The organism is Desulfobacter vibrioformis DSM 8776 (assembly GCF_000745975.1).
Taxonomy (GTDB): Bacteria; Desulfobacterota; Desulfobacteria; order Desulfobacterales; family Desulfobacteraceae; genus Desulfobacter; species Desulfobacter vibrioformis.
This window is the reverse complement of record NZ_JQKJ01000010.1, coordinates 112,547-138,989: the sequence shown is the minus strand read 5'-3', so window position 1 is coordinate 138,989 and position 26,443 is coordinate 112,547. Positions and strand designations below refer to the sequence as shown.

The 26,443-nt window shown below is 50.9% G+C and carries 21 protein-coding genes; 17 read left to right on the top strand and 4 right to left on the bottom strand.

The features are described from left to right. Positions 1–184: 184 nt before the first annotated feature. The 9 genes from Q366_RS08025 to Q366_RS07980 all read left to right on the top strand — a co-directional run bounded on the left by Q366_RS08025 (position 185) and on the right by Q366_RS07980 (position 7,327). On the top strand, positions 185–445 hold the full coding sequence (locus Q366_RS08025; RefSeq protein WP_035237887.1) for a RodZ family helix-turn-helix domain-containing protein: 261 nt from the start codon (positions 185–187) through the stop codon (positions 443–445). A 151-nt stretch (positions 446–596) separates the two neighbouring features. Next, positions 597–1,718 (top strand): S-methyl-5-thioribose-1-phosphate isomerase, encoded by a 1,122-nt coding sequence (gene mtnA / locus Q366_RS08020; RefSeq protein ID WP_035237886.1) that lies wholly within the window; start codon positions 597–599, stop codon positions 1,716–1,718. A gap of 27 nt (positions 1,719–1,745) precedes the next feature. Further along, entirely contained in the window at positions 1,746–2,225 is a 480-nt protein-coding gene (gene ahbB / locus Q366_RS08015; protein WP_035237884.1) for a siroheme decarboxylase subunit beta, read from the top strand. After that, on the top strand, positions 2,215–3,573 hold the full coding sequence (locus tag Q366_RS08010; protein ID WP_035237882.1) for a B12-binding domain-containing radical SAM protein: 1,359 nt from the start codon (positions 2,215–2,217) through the stop codon (positions 3,571–3,573). Before ahbB ends, Q366_RS08010 begins: the two co-directional genes overlap by 11 nt. 41 nt (positions 3,574–3,614) lie before the next feature. Then, positions 3,615–4,061, top strand: coding sequence for a DUF1178 family protein (locus Q366_RS08005; RefSeq protein WP_035237881.1), 447 nt, complete (start codon positions 3,615–3,617; stop codon positions 4,059–4,061). Between the two features lie 256 nt (positions 4,062–4,317). Further along, positions 4,318–5,247: a metal ABC transporter solute-binding protein, Zn/Mn family gene (locus tag Q366_RS07995; RefSeq protein WP_035237878.1), complete on the top strand. Its 930-nt coding sequence runs from the start codon at positions 4,318–4,320 to the stop codon at positions 5,245–5,247. Between the two features lie 38 nt (positions 5,248–5,285). Continuing rightward, positions 5,286–6,056 carry a metal ABC transporter ATP-binding protein gene (locus tag Q366_RS07990; RefSeq protein WP_245619907.1) on the top strand — a complete coding sequence of 257 codons (771 nt, stop codon included), beginning with the start codon at positions 5,286–5,288 and terminating at the stop codon, positions 6,054–6,056. Continuing rightward, the gene (locus Q366_RS07985) at positions 6,043–6,885 is read left to right on the top strand and encodes a metal ABC transporter permease (RefSeq protein ID WP_035237871.1); all 843 of its coding nucleotides are present in this window, start codon (positions 6,043–6,045) and stop codon (positions 6,883–6,885) included. The genes Q366_RS07990 and Q366_RS07985 overlap by 14 nt, the downstream gene beginning before the upstream one ends. A 4-nt stretch (positions 6,886–6,889) precedes the next feature. Continuing rightward, entirely contained in the window at positions 6,890–7,327 is a 438-nt protein-coding gene (locus Q366_RS07980) for a Fur family transcriptional regulator (protein WP_035237868.1), read from the top strand. A 60-nt stretch (positions 7,328–7,387) separates the two neighbouring features. On the opposite strand, the gene Q366_RS07975 is transcribed toward Q366_RS07980, so the two are convergent. Beyond that, positions 7,388–8,017, bottom strand: a complete 630-nt coding sequence (locus tag Q366_RS07975; RefSeq protein WP_035237972.1) for a 5' nucleotidase, NT5C type — start codon at positions 8,015–8,017, stop codon at positions 7,388–7,390. Positions 8,018–8,173: 156 nt separating this feature from the next. On the opposite strand from Q366_RS07975, the gene Q366_RS07970 reads away from it, so the two are divergent. The 8 genes from Q366_RS07970 to Q366_RS07935 all read left to right on the top strand — a co-directional run bounded on the left by Q366_RS07970 (position 8,174) and on the right by Q366_RS07935 (position 19,520). After that, positions 8,174–9,634, top strand: a complete 1,461-nt coding sequence (locus Q366_RS07970; protein WP_084691750.1) for an ATP-binding cassette domain-containing protein — start codon at positions 8,174–8,176, stop codon at positions 9,632–9,634. 137 nt (positions 9,635–9,771) lie between these two features. Next, positions 9,772–10,128 carry a cytochrome c3 family protein gene (locus Q366_RS07965; protein ID WP_035237866.1) on the top strand — a complete coding sequence of 119 codons (357 nt, stop codon included), beginning with the start codon at positions 9,772–9,774 and terminating at the stop codon, positions 10,126–10,128. A 45-nt stretch (positions 10,129–10,173) separates the two neighbouring features. Beyond that, complete coding sequence (locus Q366_RS07960; protein ID WP_245619906.1) at positions 10,174–10,764, top strand: lipid-binding SYLF domain-containing protein; 591 nt, start codon at positions 10,174–10,176, stop codon at positions 10,762–10,764. Between the two features lie 646 nt (positions 10,765–11,410). Further along, positions 11,411–12,706, top strand: a complete 1,296-nt coding sequence (locus Q366_RS07955) for an ammonium transporter (RefSeq protein WP_035237864.1) — start codon at positions 11,411–11,413, stop codon at positions 12,704–12,706. Positions 12,707–13,126: 420 nt separating this feature from the next. Then, positions 13,127–13,729 (top strand): TetR/AcrR family transcriptional regulator, encoded by a 603-nt coding sequence (locus tag Q366_RS07950; protein ID WP_035237862.1) that lies wholly within the window; start codon positions 13,127–13,129, stop codon positions 13,727–13,729. Continuing rightward, positions 13,726–14,910, top strand: a complete 1,185-nt coding sequence (locus Q366_RS07945) for an efflux RND transporter periplasmic adaptor subunit (RefSeq protein ID WP_035237861.1) — start codon at positions 13,726–13,728, stop codon at positions 14,908–14,910. Before Q366_RS07950 ends, Q366_RS07945 begins: the two co-directional genes overlap by 4 nt. A 15-nt stretch (positions 14,911–14,925) precedes the next feature. Further along, positions 14,926–18,054, top strand: a complete 3,129-nt coding sequence (locus tag Q366_RS07940) for an efflux RND transporter permease subunit (protein ID WP_035237859.1) — start codon at positions 14,926–14,928, stop codon at positions 18,052–18,054. Between the two features lie 5 nt (positions 18,055–18,059). Beyond that, positions 18,060–19,520 carry an efflux transporter outer membrane subunit gene (locus Q366_RS07935; RefSeq protein ID WP_035237969.1) on the top strand — a complete coding sequence of 487 codons (1,461 nt, stop codon included), beginning with the start codon at positions 18,060–18,062 and terminating at the stop codon, positions 19,518–19,520. Between the two features lie 49 nt (positions 19,521–19,569). Here the strand turns inward: Q366_RS07935 and Q366_RS07930 are convergent, their stop codons facing one another. From Q366_RS07930 to Q366_RS07920, 3 genes are all read right to left on the bottom strand, one after another. Continuing rightward, positions 19,570–21,279: a hypothetical protein gene (locus Q366_RS07930; RefSeq protein ID WP_035237858.1), complete on the bottom strand. Its 1,710-nt coding sequence runs from the start codon at positions 21,277–21,279 to the stop codon at positions 19,570–19,572. 266 nt (positions 21,280–21,545) lie between these two features. Beyond that, positions 21,546–23,126: a succinyl-CoA:acetate CoA-transferase ScpC gene (gene scpC, locus Q366_RS07925; RefSeq protein ID WP_156968139.1), complete on the bottom strand. Its 1,581-nt coding sequence runs from the start codon at positions 23,124–23,126 to the stop codon at positions 21,546–21,548. Positions 23,127–23,311: 185 nt separating this feature from the next. Then, a complete protein-coding gene (locus Q366_RS07920) occupies positions 23,312–26,227 on the bottom strand; it encodes a transporter substrate-binding domain-containing diguanylate cyclase (protein ID WP_035237854.1) in 2,916 nt (971 codons plus the stop codon). Positions 26,228–26,443: the final 216 nt, after the last annotated feature.

Sequence of the window (26,443 nt, the reverse complement as noted above, 5' to 3'; positions counted from 1 at the left end):
ATGATATCAAAAACAGATGTCAGCCTGGAGGCAATGTCATAATTTAAGCATTGAGTATTTTATTTTACCACGAAGACCACGAAGTTCACGAAGATATTAGCGGACTAAACTTCGTGTTCTTCGTGAACTTCGTGGTTTTAATCTGAAAGCATATTAACTTTATGGCATTGAGTCTGGAGGGCATATGAAAACCATGACAATCAGGGGTGTTGAGCCTAAGCTTGCTGAAAAATTGAAACAGACTGCCCAGGAAAAAGGCCAAAGCGTCAATCAGTTGATTCTTGAAATGATCCAGGAACGCCTTGGCATGAAAAAACAGAAGTTGTATTCCAGAGAGTATGATGATCTTGACAGGCTTTGGGGCAGATGGAGTGACACCGAGTTTAAAACAATAGAAGATAATATCAGCAAAGAGCGGCGTATTGACCCGGAGATATGGGAATGAAAAAGGTATTGATTGATACCAACATTTATTCCCTGTCCATGAAATGTCCTTGCACCTTGATTCCTGATTCGGTTTAGGATTATTTTTGTACAAATAAACTGTTTGATCTGGTATAAAATTTGGAAACTTAAAATACCAAAGGAAATACGCCATGAATGTGGATGGAAACCAGATGCGGCCCATCTGGTTTGATAATGAGTCAAAAACCGTCAAGGTCATAGACCAGAGGCGCCTGCCCCATGAACTGATTGTCCAAGATCTGACAACCAATGATCTGGTGATTCATGCCATCAAGGATATGTATGTCAGAGGTGCCCCCTTGATCGGTGCCACTGGGGCGTTGGGGGTCTATGTCATCCTGGTGCAGAAGGGCAACCAGGGCGCAGACGATTCATGGTTTAAGCGTGAGTGTGCACGCCTTCGCGATGCCCGGCCCACTGCCACCAACCTGGCCTGGGGCGTGGACCGGGTCATGGAGAAAGCCCTGGGTGAGTCCGGATATGATGCCCGGGTGGCAGCCGCCCTGAAAGAAGCCCTAGGCGTTGTGGAAGAAGAAGCTGTGAACTGTCAAAAGATAGGTGAATTCGGCCTGTCCATTATCAAAGAGATCGCTGAAAAGAAAAACGGTCAGCCCGTAAATATCCTGACCCACTGCAATGCAGGGTGGCTTGCCTGTATCGAGTACGGCACGGCCACAGCCCCCATGTACACCGCCTTTGATGCAGGCATTGACATTCATGTCTGGGTGGATGAGACACGGCCCCTGAACCAGGGATCGCGCCTGACCGCCTGGGAGCTTGGCAAGCATGGCATCAGACATACCGTGATTACGGATAATGCCGGGGGGCATCTCATGCAGCACGGCATGGTGGACCTGGTTATTGTCGGCACGGACCGCACCACCCGGGCAGGTGATGTGGCCAACAAAATCGGCACCTATCTCAAGGCCCTGGCTGCCCGGGACAACAATGTGCCTTTTTATGTGGCGCTTCCCTCATCTACCTTTGACTGGACCATCACCGACGGTGTAAAAGATATTCCCATTGAAGAGCGGGACCCGGACGAGATTAAATACGTGCAAGGGGTTTGCGATGGAAATATTTTATCTGTTCTGGTGCCACCGGAAAACAGCCCGGCTGCCAACCACGCCTTTGACGTGACCCCGGCCCGTCTTGTGACCGGATTCATCACCGAACGCGGCATCTGCGGTGCCGGTGAAGATGAGATTATGGCATTGTTCCCGGAAAAAAAAACAGATAAAAAATTCAGATAAATAAAACAGGCTTTTGGAAAAGAGTGTATGACAACATCCCTCACAGATCTGGAAAAAAAAGTAATTTCACTGCTGCAGACCGATATCCCGGTCTGCAAGCGTCCCTATCTTGTAATGGCAGAACAGATCGGAATTTCAGAAGAAAAATTTCTTGAAGTGCTGTCCGGCCTCCACGACAGAAATATGATCAGGCGGTTCGGTGCCACACTCAAACATCAGAAATCAGGATTCAAGGCCAATGCCATGGTGGCCTGGAAAGTGCCTGAAGAGCGGGTGGAAGAAGTGGGAAACATTATGGCATCCTTCCATGAGATCACCCATTGCTACCGAAGAAATCCCTCGCCCGGGTGGGATAAGAATCTGTACACCATGGTCCACGGGGCATCCGAAGACGAATGCTTTGCCATTGCTGCAAAAGTCTCCGAAGCCACCGGAGAAAAAGATTATACCCTGCTGTTTTCCCACCGGGAGCTGAAAAAAACCTCCATGCAGTATTTTGAAAACTGACCCACCCCACATTCTTTGCGTCAATCCCTGGGTCCACGATTTTGCCGCCTTTGATTTCTGGGCCCGGCCTCTCGGGCTTTTCACCATTGCCGCCATCCTGCGGCAGAACCGCGTACGGGTTTCATTTGTGGACTGCATGAACCGGTTTCACCCCCGGAAAACAAATCGTGTCAAGGTGTATTGGGACGGCAGAGGCCCCTTTGACAAAACCCCGATTCCTTTACCCCGGGCAATTGAAACTCACCTGGGGGGCGCTAATGGAAACTTTACCGGCAAGTTCACCCGGTACGGGGTGTCAAGGGCATGGATTGAACAGGATCTTCTGGCAATGGACCGGCCTGGCCTGATTCTGGTCACCTCGCTCATGACCTATTGGGCCACGGGGGTGAGCGAAACCATTGCCCTGCTTAAAAAGGTTTTTCCCGGCGTGCCCGTGGTGCTGGGCGGTATTTACGCAAGTCTTTGTGAAACCCATGCCCGGAAATATTCCGGGGCAGACCAGGTGATCACCGGCCCGGCCGAACCCGTCCTTGCAGACCTGGTTGAAACGTACACCGGATTTACCCTGAATCACAGACCTGACCCGGCAGACCTTGACACCATACCCTTTGCAGCCCTGGATCTCCAGGACACCATGGCCTATGCCCCGATTCTGACCTCCCGGGGGTGTCCTTTTTCCTGCGAATACTGCGCTTCGTCCTTTCTTGAACCACGGCTGCGGCGGCGCTCCCCGGAAAATGTCTTTCAGGAGATCTGCCACTGGCACACCCAGTTTCAGGTGAAAAATTTTGCCTTTTACGATGATGCGCTTCTGATCAATCCGGAAAAATATGCGTTTCCCCTGCTTGAACGCATCATTGATAAAAAAATGGATATCTTTTTCCACACCCCCAATGCCCTGCATATAAAAGAGATCTCGGCAAAAGCAGCCGGTCTGATGTTAAAAGCCGGGTTTAAAACCATCCGCCTGGGGCTTGAAACCGCTGACTTTTCAAGCCATCGCCACGACATTAAGGTTAAACAGAATGAATTTCTTACGGCCGTGGACCACCTGCGCACGGCAGGATTTGCAACGGATCAACTGGGAGCCTACCTGTTATGCGGGCTGCCCGGCCAGAATCTTGATGAGGTGGAAGGGTCCATCACCCTGGTGAAAGGCCTGGGGCTCACCCCGGTTCTGGCCTATTACACCCCCATCCCCCATACCTCCATGTGGGCGGATGCCGTAAAAAATGCCCGCTTTGATATCACGGCCCATCCGGTGCTGACCAACAACAGTCTGTTTCCCTGTGTGCGTTCGCAACAGGACCTGGATCGCATTTCTCAATTGAAAAAGATGGTGAAATGACGTATATCCACAATTTTATTGGAAATATAATTTGATAACATATGATAGTATTTGATCTGGAATGCATTAACGGCCATGTTTTTGAAGGCTGGTTTGATGACCGGGACGATCTTGACCGGCAGCAGGCCCAGGGCCTTCTGCAATGCCCGGTATGTGACAGTTTCTCCGTAAGTCCCAAGCTGTCTGCCGTGGCCATCCGAAGATCAGCCTCCCCGGCTCCTGCCGGTTCCGGTCAAGAGATGGCGTCCCAGGCCCAGCTGGACGCCATGGCCGAGTTTGCCGAAAAGGTGATCCAGTACGTTGAAAACAACTACGAAAATGTAGGCACATCCTTTGCCAAACAAGCGTTGGAAATGCATTACGGTGTCAAGGATTTCAAGCAGATCCGGGGCACCACCACCAGGGAAGAGGAAAAGACCCTGGAAAAGGAAGGGGTGCCGGTAATGAAACTCCCGATCCTCAAAAAAGACAACGAAGACCTCAATTAATCAGCATACATAATTCATTGTATTTTATATTAAAACGTTTAACCACGGAAGTCACAGAAGACACTGAAGATAAAATTCTGTGACTTCCGTGGTTAACATGTTTTTCATCGTTTGTTGTGTCCGCCAGGTCATGGCTGTTCCATGAAAAAATAAAACCTCCTTGCCTTTTTTGTAAAATGCAATAAAGTTGCATTGATCTGTTATTCATGATTCCATCCGATATAACGATAAAAAATTCATTTGAAAGGAGTCTGACATGAAAAGGTTTGTTAAATTTTTCATAGTTATTTCAATCGTCGCTATGGTCCACGGACCGGCCTGGGCTAAACCGCCGGTCTCCGTGTTTGTCAGCATCGTGCCCCAGCAATATTTTGTGCAACAAATTGGCAAGGATAAAGTGGCTGTTTCCGTAATGGTCCAGCCCGGGGCAAGCCCGGCCACATATGAGCCAAAACCCGCACAAATGGCCAAACTATCCAGAACCCGCCTCTATTTTTCCATTGGCGTGCCCTTTGAAACGTTCTGGCTGGACAAAATTGCATCTGCAAGTCCGGATATGACCATTGTCCACACAGATAAAGGCATAGAAAAACAGCCCATGGGTGCGCACCATCACGAGGGGGAAGCCCCGGCAGATCACCACGATGACATGGCCCGGACAGAAGAGGATCATGACCATGAGAATGATCATGGCCATGCCGGGCTGGACCCCCATATCTGGCTCTCTCCCAGACTGGTCAAGATCCAGGCCGGCCATATCCTTGGGGCCCTTGCAGCTGCAGATCCTGAAAATAAGGATTTCTACACAGCCAATTATAATGCCTTTCTCAGGGAGATTGATCTCCTTGACCAGGATCTTTCGCAGATGTTAAAGGATAACGCTGGCATGCAGTTTATGGTTTTTCATCCGTCATGGGGATATTTTGCCCGGGATTACAACCTGAAAATGATTCCCATTGAAATAGAAGGCAAGGACCCGAAGCCGGCAACATTGCAGGTACTGATCCGGCATGCCAGAGACCAGAGAATCAAAGTGATTTTTGTCCAGCCCCAGTTTTCAACCAAAAGTGCAGAACTTGTGGCCAAGGAGATCAACGGCCAGGTTATCCCGGCCAATCCCCTGGCATTGGACTGGCTGGATAATATGAAAAAAATGGCTGAACAGTTCAAGGAGGCCCTGAAATAGTCGAGATTTTAGAAAAAGCCCTGGTTACGGTTGAAGATGTGGATTTTTCCTACAATGGAGAGCCTGTTCTTTCCAACATCAATCTGACCATCCGGGAACATGATTTCATGGCCGTTATCGGCCCCAACGGCGGGGGAAAATCCACCCTGCTCCGGCTGATCCTGGGTCTGCTCAAGCCAGATAAAGGTAAAATCCGGGTGTTAGGGGAGCGTCCCGGCAAGCATAGCCAGGCCCTGGGATATGTGCCCCAGAACGTTCATATCAATGACCATTTTCCCATTACCGCCCTGGATGTGGTGCTCATGGGGTGTCTTGGCACGGGAGGTCTTTTCGGGCAGTCCAGGCGGACCCGGAAAGAGTGTGAAAAAGATGGGCTGTCCACCCTGGCGCGCCTGGGCATGGCCGACCATGTCCGCAAAAAGATCGGGGAACTTTCCGGGGGACAGCGCCAGCGGGTATTCATTGCCCGGTCCCTGATGACCCGGCCGCGCCTGTTGTTTCTTGACGAACCCACGGCCAGCATCGACTCAAGGGGCCAGACGGATTTTTTAAACCTGCTTGAAACCCTGAATAAGGACGTGGCCATTGTGGTGGTCACCCATGACCTGTTTGCCGTGTCCGGTTATGTCAAATCCGTGGCCTGTGTGAACCATGGGCTGCATTACCACTCCCATGAGGAGATTAAAGGACAGATGCTTGAAACCATGTATGCCTGCTCGGTGGAAGATGTGTGCCGGATGCAGGTGCTCAGCCAGGTCCTGCCCGGGGCAGGGCATAAAAGTGCGGGGGGTGCCGATGGAAATCCTTAAATACGAATTCATGCGCCATGCCCTGGCCGCAGGACTTTTGACCAGCATCATCTGTGGCATCATGGGCACCCTGGTGGTGGTGAACCGCATCGTGTTCCTGTCCGGGGGCATAGCCCACGCCGCCTATGGCGGGATCGGCATGGCATTTTATTTCAACTGGCCTGTGATTCCTTCCACCATGGGGTTTTCCCTGGGCGCCTCCCTGGTCATGGCAGCCGTTACCCTGAACAACAGGCAGCGGGCTGATACGGTCATTGGCGTGATTTGGGCAGTGGGTATGGCATTCGGCATCATCCTGGTGGACCTGACCCCGGGGTATAATGTGGATCTGATGAGCTATCTTTTCGGCAGTATTCTCACCGTGCCCGGATCAGACCTGATCATCATGGGGATTATCGGTACCCTGATTCTTTTTCTGGTTGTCTTTTTTTATAAGGAACTTATGGCGGTTTCCTATGACGAGGAATTTGCAGGTCTGCGGGGGCTTCCGGTGCGCGGGATCTACTTTTCCCTGATTGCCATGCTCGGACTTACCGTGGTCATGGTGATCCAGGTGGTGGGGCTGATCATGGTGATTGCGCTGCTCACCATTCCGCCGTTCATGATGGAAAAATATGCCCGGTCCCTGGGGACCATGATGGCGGGTTCAAGCTTGCTGGGTGCCTGTTTCACCCTGGCAGGCCTATATCTGTCCTACCGGTTTGACCTGACCTCGGGGGCGGCCATCATCATGGTGGCCGGCACTGTATTCCTGGTCTCCCTGGGTGTTGAAAAGATCCGGGGCTTTATACCCAGAACGGTTCGGCATGCCGGAGAGCTGAAAAGATAACATCATGTGTATTCACTGTGATTACAGACAACTGCTCAAAGATGGGGGTGTGTCGCCCACCCTTAACCGGTTGCGGGTACTGGAAATCATCGGCAGTAACAATTTTCCTTTGCCTGCGGCAGATATCCACGAAACCCTGGATAGATCCGCCCCCATCAACCGGGTGACCGTGTACCGCATCCTGGATCTGCTGGTGGAAAAACAGATTGTGGCCCGGATCGCCACCGGCGGCCGGGCTGCCTACTACGGCATGGCCCCCAATGCGCAGCACCAGGCCCATCCTCATTTTTACTGCACCCAGTGCGGGCGCATGGACTGCCTGACCCCCGAAACCGTGGACATTGATTTCCATGCCTTTGAGAATACCTTTCCGGGCCGCATAGACAAAGTTGAAATGCGACTGGACGGCATCTGCAGAAACTGCCTTAAAAAGAAGACGTAATCCTGCCTTAATTCGGTACTTGGACTGGCGTGGGGTGTCTAAATTTTCCTGGCCCTTAATTCACTCGTGTCCTTCAAGGGCCACTTCTTTGACCATGGGATAAATTTCCTTCCAGGACGTACACCGGACCAAATTGTCATGTATGATGCACTCCCGGTTCCAGGGGCGGTGGATCAATGCCGTGGGAACATCCATGTCCCGGGCCAGGAACATGGCCATATCCGGGGAATCTTCCACGGCCAGGTCGTAATCCATCATGGATAACTCCTGTTTTGAAATGGCCAGGGACATGTCGTTTCCGGGACGGTTGTATTTATCCACCATGATGAATCCCCTGAAAGGCACATGATGCATTGCAAGCCAGGCCAGGGTAGGTTCCTGGGCCGAGGTGGGACGCCCTGTTACAATATCAATGACGTGCCCCATATCAGCCCAGGCTTTCAGGGTCTGAACCGCCCCGTCCACCGGCTTAAATCCCAGAAGAAAATCAGGCTGATGAACCAGGTCAAAAAAATATTGAAATTCATTATCCGTCAATTGAAAACAAAATTTCAAATCAAAACCGGTCAGGTCTTCAAAAGACACGGTCTTACCGAATTGCTGGGCCACAACAGCCGGATAAGTCTCTGTGGTCCTGGATACGACATCATCCACATCCACATATATGGTTTTGGGTTGAAAAGCGTTCACCTGTCTGTCCTCTCTATATTGCACATTTAACACAGCATTTTCTTTCATTGAAGGCTTTTAGCAGAATATCAGGCGTTTTGCAAAACCAATTGTTCAGATCTAGTCAAAGAGAAATGCAAGCTTGCTGAAATGCCATAAATCTGGTTGAATACGATCATGAAAATTGTAAATGTAAAAACACCTGATTTAAATATCCCTTTGTTTGAAGCGGAACCCGGCCAGTTCTGGTGCATTCTGGGACGGAACAGATCCGGCATTGACACCTTTTTCAGCCTGTTGTCCCCGGGCCAGGCAAAAATCCCGGACCCTGGAATCTGCCTGCCCGAGGATATGGGAATATTTTCCTTTGCCGGACAGCAGGCGGTATTTGAACAGGAACTCAAAAATGACGACACCGATTTCATGGACCGTCTGGACCCGGGCACGCTGGCCCGGTCCTTTATCCATGATCCGGATCAACACGCAGACCTGATCCGGGCCTTTGCCATGGATCAGGTCCTGGACCAGGGCTATCGCCAGCTGTCCACGGGCCAGACAAGAAAACTGCTGCTGCTGTCCCGGATCTCCTCGGGCAGCCGGTGGCTGTTGATCCAGTCCCCCTTTGACGGCCTGGACAAGGCCGGGTGCAGCCAGCTTGATCTGGCACTGGATCATTGCAGGGTTTGCGGGATGGGGATTCTGGTTTTTGTTTATGATCCCGGGGATATTCCCCTAGGCGCCACCCATATTGCGGTTATTGAAAATGGAACCATGACACGTTCAGGGCCTCGGCAGGAAATCGTATCCAGGCTTTTTGACTTACAGGAACAGGCGAACTTTTCAGCACACGTGACGGATCTGAAACCTGCGGAAACCGCTTTTTTTCAAGCTGTTGCATCCGGGGAAGCGCCGCATTCAAAAGAACTGGTCAGACTTGAAGACGGACATGCGGGATATTCGGGCAGACCTGTTTTTTCACACCTTAACCTGTGCATGGCTCCGGGCGACCATACCCTGGTGTCAGGCCCCAATGGCTGCGGCAAATCAACCCTGCTGCAGGTGATCTCAGGCGACCATCCGGCCTGTTACCGGAACCGGTTGTGGCTGTTCGGCACCCGCCGGGGCACCGGGGAGTCCATCTGGGAGCTGAAAAAAAGGATGGGCATTGTCAGTACGGAGCTTCATCGCAGCTACCGGGTGCCCGGCAGCGTTTTGGACTGTGTGCTGTCCGGTCTTTATGACTCCATCGGCCTGTACCAGCGGCCAGGATTTGAAGACCAAAAAAAGGCCCTGGCCTGGCTGGGACGCATCAGCCTGTCAGATAAGGCGGAATCCTCTTTCCGCACCCTTTCCTATGCAGACCAGCGGCTGGCGCTCATTGCCCGGGCCCTGATAAAACTGCCCGATCTGCTGGTCCTGGACGAACCCACCCACGGTCTGGACCGGGCTAACCGTGATGCTGTCCTGGATTTTTTAAGCCAGGTAGCCGCAGAAAAGTTAAGCACCATTTTATACGTCAGCCACAGGGAGGATGAATTCAGGGATTTTTTTGTCTCTCATATCCGCATGGAAATGAGCCGCCCTCAGGGGCCAAGCGCTTTTGCCAGCCACATGGCCAATGACGGACAATTTGTTTAAAACACAGTGTAAAGTCAAGTATTCAACAGATGCTCAGAAGGTTCCCGAATTTACCTTTTCTTGTCTTTTTCCGGACATCTGTGGTAATAATTTTATGAGTTTTTTTTAATCCGGTAACCTTAAATAAGGATGAAAAAATGAACAAAAAAATGATCACAACCTGCTTTGCTGCCTGCATTATCGTTGCAGGCCTGCCGTTGATCCCGGTCTCCGGCATAATGGCCCAGGACAACGGCCGCCCTGAACTGATCCTGAACGGCCGCAGTAAAGGACCCGTTCCCTTTAAACATCAGCTTCACCAGACCATTGTTAAGGACTGCGCCGTCTGTCACAAGGATTTTGAAAAAAAACCGGGCGCTTTGGATGAAGCAAAGAACGCAGGTACCCTTAAAGCAAAACAGGTGATGACTAAAACCTGTATTGCCTGCCATAAAGCAAAAAAGAAAGCCGGGGAAAAATCCGGTCCCACCAGTTGCAGCGCCTGCCACTCCTGAAAGGTTTGCCGGACATACCACCCAACCCTTAAAGGAGCGTGATCAATGAAATCCATGATGAAAACCCAAAAATTTTTCATTATTATGCTGGCAGGCCTTCTATCCCTTTTTTTTACCGTTCCGGCGTTTGCGGATTCATGCACCAGTGCGATTAATGTGTTTAAGAAGGCCACAGCGGTCCAGCCTTTTTTCAACAACTGCTATGGATATGCGGTATTTCCCACAGTGGGTAAAGGCGGCATTTTTGTCGGGGGTGCCTATGGCACAGGCCGGGTCTATCAGGGGGGGCTGATCACCGGTACCGCCACCATTGCCAAAATAACTGTTGGTTTTCAACTGGGCGGCCAGGCGTTTTCCGAAATTATCTTTTTCCAGGACAAGCGGGCCTATGACGAATTTACCAACGGGTCATATGAATTTGATGCCTCGGTTTCAGCCGTAGTGGTCACTGCAGGTGTCCAGGCCAAGGCCGGCAGTGACGGCGGTACAGCCGGTGCCAGTGCCGGTCCGGCCACGGGCATTCAGGCAGAAACCGGGTATTATAAAGGTATGGCTGTATTTATCCACGCCAAAGGCGGGCTGATGTATGAAGCGGCTATTGGCGGGCAGAGATTTGATGTAGCGCTTTTTAAATAAACGCTTGCGGGTCTCTATTTTCTTAACAGTACAGCCCAAATGATGACGTATTCATCACTTGGGCTGTACTGTTTTATTCTGGGATGTCTAAATTTTCGAGTTTAGTTTGCTCATAATTTGTACCCCAATTCAAATTTTCATTTAAAACCATGAAGCGCATGAAGGACATGAAGATTGATTTATATTCTTCATGTCCTTCATGGTAAAATAAAATACTCAATGCTTAAGTTTATGACATTGCGTCGGATCTGACACAAAATTACAATCATGTAATTTCAAATTCAACCCATTTTTTCCGGGATCTAAACTCAACCCCACAGTTCGTCTATATTTAGAGATGACTGGAGATGCTTAAAACAAAATATAAAAAAATAACATTTTTGTACTCTGTTTTGGCTGCTAATTTCACATTTTTGTAAATTAAAAATTTTTTTCTATTTTCTAAGGCGATTCATCGTGCAACATTTTACCCTGTTTTTCCCCTTGTAATTTCAAGATATTGCCCATGTGCGATCAAGCGGCAGAACACATCTGGTATAACATTTGCTAATCGTAAGAACAAATTTGTTGATTAATTAGGAACGTGCAAAAAATTTTATTTTTTTCATGTTCACCGCTATCTTTATTAACCTGAGAAGAGGAAAATATGATGTTCAGACACTGTGTATTTACCATTGGTTTGATTCTGTTGAATGTATGCCCGGCCCTGGCTGGAGAAGGTAGCATTGATACCGGAGACACCGCATGGGTAACCATGTCCACGGCCCTTGTCATGATGATGACGCCGGCCGGCCTGACCCTGTTCTACGGCGGTCTGTCACGGTACAAAAACCTGCTGAACACCATTGCCATGACGCTTGTGGCCTATTGTCTGGCATCTGTGGTCTGGGTGGCCTGGGGATATTCACTGGCCTTTGGAGAAAGCAACTCTCTTTTCATCGGCAATCTGAATCATCTGTTTTTATCCGGCATTGACATTCATTCGGTATCCGGCTCCATTCCCACCCTGATTTTTGTTCTGTTCCAGATGACCTTTGCCTGCATTTCCGTTGCCATTGTTCTGGGTTCTGTGGTGGACAGAATGAAGTTTTCCTCCTGGATACTGTTCACTGTCCTGTGGATTACATTTGTTTATACACCCGTATGCAACTGGGCATGGGGAGGGGGATGGATGCATCACATCGGGGCCCTGGATTTTGCCGGCGGCAACGTTGTCCACATCAATGCCGGTGTGTCAGGCCTGGTACTGGCCCTGGTCCTAGGCAAACGCAACGGCTACGGTAAGGAACCCATGATCCCTTCCTCAGTTGCGTTTACTGCCCTGGGTGCCGGGCTTCTGTGGTTTGGCTGGTTTGGCTTCAATGCAGGCAGTGAACTGGCAGCCGACGGCGTGGCCGCATCGGCATTCATGGTCACCAACACGGCAGCAGCCATTGCAGGACTTACCTGGTTGTTCACTGAGTGGAAGATATCCGGAAAGCCCACGGTCCTCGGACTTGCCTCCGGCGCGGTTGCCGGGCTGGTGGGTATCACACCGGCAGCAGGGTTTGTCTCCCTTGGCGGCGGATTTGCCATTGGCGCAGTGGCCGGCGTTTTAGGATATGTGGGCGTAGCCATAATCAAGCAAAAACTTGGGTACGACGACTCCCTTGACGCCTTCGGCATCCATGGACTTTGCGGCATCTGGGGTGCCCTGGCCACGGGTCTTTTTGCCACACCCACAGTGACACAAGGGGCGGTTGGCCTTTTTTACGGCAATGCAAAACAATTGGGCATCCAGCTTCTTTCCGTCATCGGCACCGCAGCCTTTGCAGCCATTGCCACACTGATTGTCATCTATATCACCAAAACACTCACCGGCGGAATCCGGGTAAGCCCGGACGACGAACTCTCCGGTCTTGATCATGCCATCCACGGTGAACGTGGTTTTGAAATTGAGTAAAATTAAATAGGATCACAGGTAAAAACTGCAACATCGTCCCAAGAGCCCGTTCCCAATATGCTAAGGCGGCAGAGCCGCAGAAGCTAGAGGCTGGAAACTAGAAACAAGAAGAAAGGAGTCTAACAATTTCTTGTTTTTTGTGACACAAGCTCAGGAGTAAGGCACTAAAGCCCCGGATCGTTTTTTCCGGGGCTTTTAAAATATGACCGCCACCCCGCTTCACTGAAAATCTATAATATCATCGCGGACTTCGTGTTCTTCTCGGCTTAAAAAACACCCTTGACAGAAACAGGTATCACGCTTATTATACGCGGAAGTCATTTTTTGACTATCGGGTCATTTTTTTATACCCCATGGTCAGGAAATGATTTTATTTTTCCCCTCAGGGCCGAGGCAGGGGGCAACCCAAGGAAGCATTAAATGAATTCACCCACCAGAAGAAAAGAGATGATGAACCGTCTGCTCAAGGGGCAGGTCATAAAAACAGTGCTGGCAATGATACAGGAAGGAACGTCCGTTACCATGGATAAGGTGGCGGACAGGTGCGGTGTGTCCAAAGGAACCTTGTACAATTATTTTAAGAACAAAACAGACCTGCTGAACTCTGTCCATGAGGCGGTGATTATCCCCATTAAAAAGGAATCATACAAAATATTTGAAAAAAACATTCCGCCCATGGAAAAAATATACGCATTTGTGGATAATGTATTTAATTTCCAGAAGGAATATCCACTTTATTTTAAATTTATCCAGAGTCAGCGTTCGGCAGCCGCTGCCGTCACGGAACGTATGGACACCATCATCATCCCCCTGGTCAATGTCTGCCGGGAGGGCATGCGCCGGGGGCAATTTATGGTTGTGGACCCCTATGTGATGGCAGCCATGATCTTCGGTACGGTGGTGGGGCCTTTGGAGTCCCTGACATACCGGGAAGAGCCGCTCCAGGATCTGGAAAAACTCAAACAGGAAATTGTCCGCTTTCTGGACATAAGTATACATAAGGAACAGGAGATATCGTTATGAAGCGTTTTTTGCTTGGTTTTATTACAGCCGTGATCATTGGCGGTGGATACTTGTACTCTTCAGGGCAGCTTGCCTTGCCCTGGGCAGGGGGGCAAAAAGGCCAGGCTCAAGCTTCGGCCACGCAGGCACATGCCCAGGCCGGGCCGCCGGTTGAGGTGGCCGTTTATACGGTCAAGCCCCAGGAAGTGGTTTTCACCAAAGATCTGGCCGGCAGAACATCTGCGTACCAGGTGGCTGAAATTCGCCCCCAGGTAACAGGCATCATCCTTAAAAGAATGTTTACCCAGGGCAGTTTTGTTACAAAAGGGCAGCAGCTTTATCAAATTGATCCCGCCACCTACAAAGCGGCATATGAATCCGCCGCCGCAAGCCTGGTTCGTGCCCAGGCTGACGTCAAGGCAGTGGAGCCCAAGCTTGCCCGGTACAGCCGCCTGGTGAAAGTGGGCGGCGTCAGCCGCCAGGTGTATGACGATACTGTGGCAGCCCTGGCCCAGGCCCAGGCCGACGTGGCTGTTGCCGAAGCAAATCTGGCCACCGCAAAAATAAATCTGGACTATACTAAGGTTTTTTCACCCATTTCCGGCCGCATCGGCAAGTCATCGGTAACCGAAGGCGCCCTTGTTACGGCTAACCAGGAGACGGCTTTGGCCCTGGTCCAGAATCTGGACCAGATTTATGTGGACGTGAATCAGTCCAGCGAGGAGCTCATGGCGCTTAAAAAAGGCCTGAACAATTCTGAAGACAACTCCATGGTCAGTCTGTTTATTGGAAAGGAAGGTCTCCCTTATGACCTGCAGGGCAAACTGCTGTTTTCCGATGCCACGGTGGACCAGAGCACCGGCATGGTCCAGTTGAGGATATTGTTTCCCAACCCCGAAAAGGAACTTCTGCCAGGTCTTTTTGTCCGTGCCAGAGTGGCGCAGTCCCGCCAGGATAAAGCCATTGTCGTTCCCCAGCAGGCTGTGGTCCGCAATTCGGACGGATCTGTTTACGTGTGGGTTGTGGATAAGGAAAATACAGTGAAATACCAAATAATTGAAGTATTTCAGGCAGTGAAGGACCAGTGGGTGGTCTCTTCCGGCCTTGCCCCCGGCGACCGGGTAGTGGTTGAGGGGTTGCAGAAAATCAGCCCCCAGGCCAAGGTCAGCACCGTGGAATACAAAGCATCCGCCAACTCATGATAGCAGGATAAAAACATGTCTCGTTTTTTTATAGATCGCCCCATATTTGCATGGGTTATCGCAATTGTCATTATGCTGTCCGGGCTGTTTGCCGTGCTCACCCTGCCGGTGGAACAATATCCCAAGATTGCCCCGCCCAGCATTACCATTTCAACCCGGTATCCCGGAGCCTCGGCCCAGGTGGTGGAAGACAGTGTCACACAGGTCATAGAGCAGGCTCTGACCGGCATTGATTATCTAAGATATTTTTCTGCATCCAGTGAGTCCAGCGGCCAGCTTTCCATCAGCCTGACCTTTGAACCGGAAGCGAATCCGGATATCGCCCAGGTCCAGGTGCAGAACAAAATATCAAAAGTGGAAAGTCTCCTGCCCCAGGAAGTCCAGCAGCAGGGCATCACCGTCCAGAAGGCGTCTGACAGTTTCCTGCTTTTAGTGGGATTGTATTCTGAGACCGGCACCATGAACGACGATGATATTTCCGATTATCTTAAATCCAACATGGCTGATCCGGTTTCCCGTGTCCAGGGCGTGGGTGATTTGACCGTATTCGGCTCCCAGTACGCCATGCGGATATGGGTTAATCCGGAAAAACTCAACGCCTTCAACCTGATGCCATCGGATGTCGTTTCGGCCATCCAGGCACGAAACGCCGATGTCTCCTCAGGCCAGCTCGGCGGGGCTCCGGCCATCAAAGGCCAGCAGATCAATGCCGTTGTTACGGCCCAGTCCAAACTGCAGACCGTGGATGATTTTGAAAAAATTCTGGTCAAGGTCAACCCGGACGGTTCCCAGGTCCGGGTGAAGGATGTGGCCAAAGTGGAAAAAGGGCCTGAAACCTATGGGTTCACCACCCGGTATAACCGTATGCCCGCGGCAGCCATGGCCATCAGCCTTGCCACCGGCGCCAACGCCCTTGACACGGCCAATCGGGTCAAGGATAAAATTAAAGAACTGAGCCAGTTTCTGCCGACCGGACTGAAGGTTATCTTTCCCTACGACACCACGCCCTTTGTCCGGCTCTCCATCGAAGAGGTGGTTAAAACCCTGGTGGAGGCCATTGTACTGGTTTTTCTAGTCATGTACCTGTTTCTGCAGAACTTCAGGGCAACCCTGATACCCACCATTGCGGTGCCGGTGGTTTTACTCGGCACCTTCGGGGTGCTGTCGGCATTCGGGTTCAGCATCAATACGCTGTCCATGTTTGCCATGGTGCTTGCCATCGGCCTTCTGGTGGATGATGCCATTGTTGTGGTGGAGAACGTGGAACGGGTGATGTCTGAAACCGGTAAACCGCCCAAGGAAGCCACCCGGGAATCCATGGATCAGATCACCGGCGCCCTTGTGGGTATTGCCATGGTGCTGTCTGCAGTATTTATCCCCATGGCGTTTTTCTCCGGTTCCACCGGCGCCATCTACCGGCAGTTTTCACTGACCCTGGTATCGGCCATGTCACTTTCCGTGCTCGTGGCCCTGATTCTGACCCCGGCGCTTTGCTCCACATTGCTCAAACCTGTGGAAAAAGGACATCATGAAAATAAACGCGGTTTTTTCGGCTGGTTCAACAAGAGCTTTGACTTCAGCAAGGCCATGTATAAATCCAGTGTCAAATATGCGGCCACCCGGGCCTTAAGATTCCTGGTGGTTTATGCATTGATCATTGTGGGCCTGGTCTATATTTTTAAAGGCATCCCCACAGGGTTTCTGCCCGACGAAGACCAGGGCATGATGATGACCATGATCTCCGCTCCGCCGGGGGCCACCATGGAACGGACCCAGCAGTCCGTATACAAAGTGGAAGACTACTTTCTGGAGCAGGAGAAGGAGAATGTAAAAAGCCTGTTTACGGTCGTCGGGTACAGCCATTCCGGCCGGGGGCAGAATGTGGCCATGGGCTTTCTCAATCTGACGGACTGGTCCCAGCGCCACCGGCCGGACCAGAAAGCTGCCGCAGTTGCGGACCGGGCCATGGCCCGCATGTACAGCATCAAGGATGCATCGGTGTATGCCTTTATTCCGCCGGCCATTCTGGCCTTGGGCGATGCCACCGGTTTTGACTTTGAGCTGGTGGACCGGGGTGCCCTGGGCCATACCGCACTGATGAACGCCAGAAACCAGATGCTGGGTATGGCTGCCCAGAATCCGAAGCTGGTGGGTGTCCGCCCCAACGGGTTGTCTGATGTGCCACAGTACAAGCTGCACATTGATTATGAAAAGGCCGAAGCATTAGGCGTGGCCACGGCCAATATCACCAATGTTCTGCAAACCGCCTGGGGCTCATCCTATGTCAATGACTTCATGGACGGAAACCGGCTTAAAAAAGTATATATCCAGGGAGATGCAGCATCCCGCATGCTGCCCGAAGATATCAACAGATGGCATGTGCGGAACGCCCAGGGCAACATGGTGCCGTTTTCCTCATTCACCTATGGAGAGTGGGGCTATGGATCGCCGAAATTAGAGCGGTATAACGGCACCTCTTCGGTGGAGATCCTGGGCGCACCGGCTCCGGGGGTGTCCTCGGGTGAAGCCATGTCCATTATCGAGGAGCTGGCCCGGAAACTGCCCAAGGGGATCTCCCTGGAATGGACAGGCCTGTCCTATGAAGAGCGGTTGGCAGGCTCCCAGAGCGGAATGCTTTACGCCATCTCCCTTTTGTTTGTGTTCCTGTGCCTGGCCGCCCTTTATGAGTCCTGGTCCATCCCGTTTTCGGTCATGCTGATTGTGCCCTTGGGTATTATCGGATCCGTGGTGGCCGCCAAGTGGGCGGGATTAAGCAATGACGTCTATTTCCAGATTGCGCTGCTGACCACGGTGGGTCTTGCGGCCAAAAACGCCATTCTCATTGTCGAGTTTGCAAAAACGCTATACGAAAGCGGGATGGAACTGGTTCAATCGGCAGTCATTGCCGCCGAGCTCAGACTTCGGCCCATCCTGATGACCTCCTTTGCGTTTATCCTGGGAGTGACACCGCTGGCCATTTCCGACGGTGCGGGTTCTGCCAGCCAGAATGCCATCGGCATCGGCGTTATCGGCGGTATGGTGGCAGCCACATCCCTGGCGATTATCTTTGTTCCCCTCTTTTTCATCCTCATTGAAAGGGGCAGTGAAAAGAAAAAACAGGCCGAAAACGGCCAAGGAGAATGATTCTCATGCCAAATAAAACGATTACGGCAGCCGTTGCCGGCTTACTGCTGATTACTGCCGGCTGTTCCTTTATCCCCGAATACAGGCAGCCGGAAATGCCGGTGGCTGACACATGGCCTGACAAGGATCCAAAAGCAGATCCAGGGTCTGGTCAGGCGGCAGCCGACATTGCCTTTCAGGATTATTTTACATCCCGGACCCTGCAGCAGATCATTGCCATGGCCCTGGAAAACAACCGGGATCTGAAGGTGGCTTTGCTCAATATTGAACAGGCAAAGGCTGCCTACCGGATTAAAAAGTCCGATGAACTGCCTGTCATTGCAGGTAAAACAGGCTTAAGCCGCGAGGGTATCCCCGAAGACAGCAGTAGTTCGGGAGAGCAATATACTGCGGATACCTCCATGAGTGTGGGACTGGGTATCACGGCCTATGAACTTGATTTTTTCGGCCGGGTTAAAAGCCTGAGCCAAAGCGCCCTTGAGACATATCTTGCCACCCGGGAAGCCGCATCAAGCACCCGCATTGCCCTGGTGGCCCAGACCGCAGACGCCTTTGTCAACCTTCTGGCCCAAAGAAAGCTGCAGCAGCTTGCCCAGGAGACATACCAGGCCCAGAAATCCACCTATGATGTGATCAAAACCCAGTATGATGCGGGGTCCACAGACCAGCTTGCCCTGGCCCAGGCCGCCACATCCACAGAGAGTGCCAGGGCTTCCATTTACCAGTACAAACGGCTGGCTGCCCAGGCGGAAAACGCCCTGGTGTACCTTGCGGGTCCCGGGGTGTATGATCTTATCAAGGCGCCGGAGTCACCGGAGTCACCGGAGTCACCGGAATCAATTGACGACATCGGATTTCTGACCCAGCTGCCGGCAGGGCTTCCCTCCCGGATTCTTCTGGCCAGGCCGGATATCCAGGCAGCCGAACATCAGTTGAAGGCGGCCAATGCAGACATTGGTGCGGCCCGGGCAGCCATGTATCCCACCATCAGCCTGACCGGCTCCCTGGGATTTGCCAGCCAGGGCCTTTCCTATTTATTTGATCCGTCCAGAAGCCTTGCATGGGGTTTTTCTCCCAGTGTCACCATTCCCATCTTCAATCGGGAAGGACTCAAGGCCAGTCTGGATGCCGCAACCGTTGGAGAAAAAATTGCGGCGGCCAAGTATGAAGGCGCCATTCAGACAGCGTTCAGGGAAGTGGCAGACCAGCTGGTGGCACGCAAACACTACAAGGATCAGCTGGATGCCCAGAATGCGCTGGTGTCTGCCACCCGGGATGCTTATAAGCTGTCCAAGGCAAGGTATGACAACGGCATAGATAATTTTCTCACGGTGCTGGATTCCCAGCGCTCGCTTTTCAGTGCGGAACAAGGAGCCATTACCCTGAAACAGGCTTACTTGAGCAACCTGATTAACCTGTACAAGGTCATGGGCGGCGGGAAAATGGATACGTCAAACGCCAATTAAATTACCGCCCTTCGGGCGGGTTGTTATGTTTTAAGTTTCAGGAAATGGATCAGGCCTCCTGGTGAACCGTAATCTGGGGAAAGGGAATATCCCAGTTGTACTGGGAGGCTGCATCAACACACCATCGTTGTATGCTTCGTTTCAGGCGGTTGTACACAGGTGCCTGGCTGCCTTTGAAATCAGCAATGACCACAAGATCCAGGGAAGAGGCCCCGGCTTCGGCAAATTCCACCTTCAGGCTCAGCAGGTCTTCGGCATATCCTTCCTCTTCAACCTTCTTTTGGATAAAGGCTGATAAGAGTTCGGGAATCTTTGCCGTGGCGTCTTGCTGGTGACCGTAACCAATGCCGAAGGGCACTTTAAGCCTGAAATTTACAGAGAGGTTCAGGGGCGTCATGGCCAGGAAATCAGCCGTCTGATACGTCTTTTTCGCGCCGCCCCTCAACACCAGCTCCACGGTTTCATGGCTCAAATGGGTCACGCCGCCCCGGGTCCCGTCGGAAAGGATCACCCAGTCATTTTTCCGGCAGGGGAACCAGGGTTCATGGGGGGCAATTTCCCTGGATGTTTTGCCAATGAGTTCCGTGATGGGTATCCTCAGCGTAATGCCCAAATCAGGATTTTCCAGCAATGTATAAAAATTGATATGTTTAACCCGCCAGGGAACGCCCTGGTACATCATGCGTTCTCCCTCCCTGACCGCACCAATGTTGAGCATCAGCTTGCTCTTATCCATGTACATGGGCAAGGTGTACTTGGCCGTCCACACCACTCCCATGATAAAGATAATGGCCAGGGAGAGCAGGACCCAGTCCTCCACGAAATAAAAAACCGCGATGACTGCCAGCACGGTCAGTATGACCGTCATACCCCGGTACACCAGTTCAAGTGCCCGTATATGAAAGGGGCGGTACTCCATTTTATATCCGGGCACAAGGCGGATCAGGGTATGGTACAGGAATTTGATGAACAGCACCACACCGATGCAGGCCAGAATGGCCAGAAACAGGTACAATCCCCGGGTTCTGAAAAATTTTTTAACAGAGTCCTGGGTGCTGTCAATGACCGATGCCTCTTGCCGCTCAATTTCGTCAAGTTTAAGCTGGACCAGGTCCACCTTATTTTTTATCTGGCTTTCAAGGCCTTTGTACTCGGGCAGAATATTTTTAAGGGCAGATACCAGTTCACGGTCCTTGGTCTGGCTGATCAAAGATTCGATACGGGTTCTGGCCTTGATTGCCTCGGGAAGCAATTCATGGTAACTGGCCAGTTCATCATTGAGTTTTGATTTATGTCTGGCTTTGACCGTGAGCCGCTTAAGTTCCATAATCCCGGGTTCAGCCAGGGAGAGCAGTTCGTCTTTCCAGTCAAACCGCTCTTTTTTCTTGCTCACAAACAGACCGATTTCAACACCTGTGGCGGTCATTTCAAAATCGGTCACCGCATCTGCTATCTGCTTGTCCAGTTCGGCAATTTCCTGGGTGAGATATTGTTTTTCGGTTTCGGAACCCGCTTTGGCCATGGCCTGTTTCTTTTCATCCATGCGCTGTTTTAGCGTTGTTTTACTTCTGACAATGGATTTGAGAATTTCAAGGGTATTCTGTTGGGATTCAGCTTTTGCTGCTGACGGGTCATCACTTTTTTCTTCGGTCTGGGCCGCAGTCCCGGACTCCGAAGATGCAGCCTGTTTCTCCTGGCTGATTGCGATACAGGGCAACAGAATCAATGCTGTAATGACAAGTGACAGGTATTTTTTCATATGGGTTTACTCCGGTCTAATGTGGCCTTGTGGGTGCCGGGCAGGGCACGTATTCTTAAACGTGGGTCAAATGTAATGGAATTCAAAATATTTGGCAAGTCTTAGGCTCTGGGGAATGGTGGCCAAGGGTATAGGGATGGGGGGGGATCCCGATTCGATCTTAAATATTCGGGATGCGGAAAAAAAAAGGGGAACCTGTTAAGGTTCCCCTAAGTATAGATTCTGCGGCAAGCGTCAGCTTTCGATAGTGCCAATTGGGCGGCTAATTAAACAATTTCCGGTACGTCCCAGTTGTCAATTTTCATTGTGCCGTTTTTCGCAAGATTCATCTGCATTTTAAAGCATCTGTCAAAGAGCTGGGGCTCATGGCCGATACCTTTTGCAAGCGTGGCCTTGGACGCGATGTCAAGGTATTCCTGCATGATATCTTTATATTCGGGGTGTACACATTTGTCGATGATGGTCTGGGCCCTTTCTTTAGGCGCAAGACCGCGAAGGTCTGCAAGTCCCTGATCTGTGACCACAACGTCAAGATCGTGCTCGGTGTGATCAATATGCGGTGCCTTGGGCACAACACATGTGATACCTGTGGGATCTGTTTTGGTAGGCCGGACAGACGGACAGTGCATCATTTTCAAGAAACCGTTTCTGAGGAAGTCACCGGAACCGCCGATACCGTTAATCATTCTTGTACCGCCGACAAGTGTTGAGTTGGCATGGGCGTAAATGTCAAACTCAACAGGTGTGTTCATAGAGATAACTCCGAGACGGCGGACCGCCTCCGGCGCATTGGAAACGGAAAGCGGACGAAGAACGATCTTGTCTGCGTAAAAATCTTTGTTTGCAAGGAAACGCGGGAAACCCTCTTTCTCGGACAGGGAAAGTGAGCATGAAGACGCGGCATCCAGTTTGCCGGAGTCAAACAGGTCAAGCATGGTATCCTGAAGCACTTCAGTGTAAACGGTAAGGTGTTCGAAAGGCCCTTTGGCAAGACCGCCCACAACCGCATTGGCGATGGAGCCAACGCCGGACTGGAGTGGAAGTAAATTTTCAGGAAGACGTCCGGCTTTCACTTCAGCACCAAAGAAATCAATGATGTGGCCTGCAATGGCTTCGGATGTCGCATCAATTTCCGTAAACGCGCGGCCTTTGTCGGGATATTTTGACTCGACAACGGCAATAACCTTTTCAGGGTCACACGCGATGGACGTTGAACCTATGCGGCTGTCTGCTTTTGTAATGTTGAAAACCTGTCTGTTGGGCGGGGTTCCCGGCATGAAAAGGTCATGCATGCCTTCGAATGAAGGCTGCCCGGTATTAACCTCAAGGATAATTTTATCACAAACCATGAGGATTTCAGGGATTACACCACAAGAGGCCGTGGGGACAATGCTTCCGTCTTCTTTAATGCAGGAGACTTCAAGGATAGCAAGGTCAAGCCTGCCGGACTCCGTATCTTTTGTATAGAAACCGTAACCAAGGTCCTGGGCGAAGAGAGAAAGGTGTTTGTCACCCATTCTGATGCGGCCGGTGTTGATGCCTCTCGCGATGTTTTTGCCTGTCTGGTACGGCCATCTTCTGTCGATCATATCAAGCGTAGCCCATCTGTCTTCTGTTTCCGCACCGACAGATGCCCCGATGAAAAGATTGAACCGCCATTTGCCCTGGAGGCTGTTGGCTTCAACATAGTCAGCCAGCGCTATGGGCACGGCTTTCGGGTAACCGGCAGGTGTGAAACCTGACCAGCCAAGGTTCATTCCAGGTTTAAAAAACTGTATCGTTTCTTCAGCCTTCATCACTTTTTTAAGAAGGCTTTTACATTCTACACGCGTCTCAAGTTCAGACATATACTCCTCCATTTTAGTATTTCAGCAGTCACTTAAACGGAGGGTTTTCTAAAACATAATTTGGGTGATGTCAAGACGTTAAGAGCGCTGGAAAAATAAATTCTTACAAATTTGCGCCGAATTTTTATGAAATTCCCTGGGGCACAACAAAGAATGCGGATAAAAAGGCAGGCAAAGGAGATCATTCATTTCATCTGCGGTCCGAGTTCCACCACTTGATTACGGCCCCCGGTTTTGGCCTGGTAAAGAGCCTTGTCCGCCATGTTCAAGAAAATCTCGCCCGGGGAATCGGGTGTGGGCACTGATGAATATATGCCTGCGCTGATAGTGAATGATATTTTTTCCCCGTCATGGCGGATGATTGCGGCTGACATATGGTTGCGCAGCTCCTCCACATAGGCGTAGACTTTGCATGCATCCTTGCCGGTACAGATAATACCGAACTCTTCACCGCCAATCCGGCACACCACATCGCAGATGCGTTGAAACCGCTCCATAAGCACCTCGCCGAATCGCTTCAAGCAGGCATCTCCGGCAGGGTGCCCATGGGTGTCGTTGATCTTCTTGAAATGATCAATATCCAGAATAATGACTGAAAAAGAGATCTCATTGCGTTGGCACAGACTAAAAATCCGCGCAAACTCTTCGTCAAATACCCGCCGGTTAAAAAGACCGGTCAAACCGTCTATGCGGCTCAGTTCCGCCAGCGCATGATTTGCCTCAATCAGCTTCCGGTTGAGTCTGCGCACTTTATTGGTCCAGAAAAGTGTGACAAGGATCAGGATGACCGTCACGCCCAACGCCTTCCAGAACGGTGAATAGTCAAATTTCTGCTCCATTTTCACACTGAGCCAGTGATCCAGTACCTGGGCTTTCTGTTTTTCAGATACAGACATGACCAATTTCTGAAAAATGTCCCCCAGCAGGGGCTCGTCATTCCGGGAGCCGATACCGGCCTGCCAGTCATAGGGCATTTTGCCGGCAATTTTGATGTCCACAATCTTTTCCTGGCGCAGATGATAGCCGATTTCCGTCATGGTGCAGATAAACCCGAAAAGCGTTCCCCGCTGCACCATGTTGATACCGGCAAGTTCGCTGTCCAGGGCCACAAGGTGCATACCGGGATAGGTTGATTTTAAAATCTCTGATATGGCCGAAGACTTGACAACCCCCATGGGACGGTCCAGAAACTTACGGAAATCATCAATAAACGGCGCATTGACAGAGGTGGCAATGACATTGGGGATGGTGAGATAGGGCGCTGTAATATCCATATACGCTTGTTTTTCAGGGGTTTTCATGGCTGCCATGCAAAAATCACATTGTCTTTTCTTGATTTGCGCAAGCAGATCATCCCAGGAGTTGCATTTTTTTACGGTCACGGGAATAGGCAGTTGTTTTGAAAAAAGCGCTAAAAAATCCGCACCAATTCCCACATACTGGCCGTCGCTGTTCACCCTTCCAAACGGCAGCCGGTCTGAGACCACGCCAAGGACCAGCTTTTTCTTTTCTTTCAGGTAGGCGGCCTCTTTATCGGAGAACCGGAGGGTATAGCCGGCTGACGTGCCGGTTTTAGGAGAAAGCCAGGCCGTCTCAAGCAACTGCCAGTCCGAGGCAGACAGAGAACCAAGGGCCTTGTTCATGATCCCAGCCAAAGGAGCTAGGTCCGGCCGGACACCAAACCGCAAATCTTCCGCCCCCATACCGTCAACACTGAATTCACCGGCAATGACTAAATTGACCAGCCCCAGTTTCCGGATATACAGGTTCCCTGTATTCAAAGGCGCCACCACGGCATCCAGCTTGCCAAAGGAGAGATCTTTCATCATGACGGAATGATCATCATACTCCCGAAGGCCCGGACCTGTCAGCCGGGAAAGAATTTTTTTATAAAATACTTCCCGGGTCATGCCCACCACCCGGTCCTTGAGGCTGCTGATCCCCTGGTAATTCTTAAAGTCGTTGCGTACAAAAACCACTGTTGGAATCTGGTGATACACATTGGTATACCGGGTAAATTGTGTGCGCTCTTCGGCATAGGAGATATTGGCAACGGCATCCAGTTGCCCGGTTTTAAAAAGATAGAAAATCTTGGCCCAGTCATCCACAACATAGGAGAATTTAAGGCCGGTCCGTTCTGAAATCATCTTGAGTAAAGAATCACTGAACCCTACCTGGCGGCCTTGACTGACAAAACTATAAGGGGAAAAATCAGAGAGCATACCCATGGTGATGACCGGATGGCCGGCAATAAAGGCTTGCTCTTCCCCGGTGAATAAAAGCGTGGCCGTATTGTTGTTCAGATATGGATACCGGCCCCATTTCCGGGCCAGAACATCCATGGTCTGCTTCGGAACCGCATTTAAAATTTTTGTCAGAATGGACTGGAGCAGGGGATCCTTTTTTGAAATGCCCAGCCGGAAGTCCTCTTCAACAATTCCTTTGGCGTTGAAAGGACCGACCATACTGATACCGGAAAGATGGTTGTCACGGGCTACAAAACGCCCGGTCATTTCACTGGCAATCACGGCATCCACCCAGCCGAAGGAAAGCGCCTTCATCAGCGAAATATAGTCGTCATATTCGTAAACCCTGGCATGACCATCCTGCCGGAGGCACTCTTCATAATAGATGTCCCGGAGAATGCCGATCCGTTTTCTGCCAAGACTCTCCAGCCCTTTGAAAGGATGGGGAATTTCGCCGGTTCTCATGAACAGGACAAGTGCTTTAACGTGATATGCCGGGGTAAACAGCATCCATTCGCTGCGCGCCTTGGTAAAGGAGATCTGGTCAATAACATCCAGATCCCCGTTTTGAAATGAGGCGTAAATATTGAACCAGCTGCCCAGAACAAATTCAAATTTCAGTCCCGAGGACTGTTCCAGCAAATGGAGCAGGTCAATGGAAAATCCGCTGATCTTGCCTTGGTTATAGAAAGAATAGGGCGGTTCATTATCGATAATACCGATGCGGATACTTTTTTGGGATTGAATGTATGCCTTTTCCTGGGCAGTGAACAGGTCATTGTCCGTTGCGGCATGGGCCAGGATACCAGCAGTGGCTGCCCAGACGAATATCGCAAATGTCAGTATTCGTTTCATCAAACGCGTTATTTCTCCCCGTTTTTTTACCAGATTGTTTCAATTGCGGCACGCCTCTTCACGTGCGCTTGATTTAATTATCATATTTTTAGTTTCCAATACATGAGGAATTGATCCATCCAGTCATTGAAAATTTCTTGACAAGGCCAAGGATTCTAAATTAAGTGTGATTGGTTTTGTTTTTTTGTCCTGTGCATCCCAAGTCCAAAAAATGAT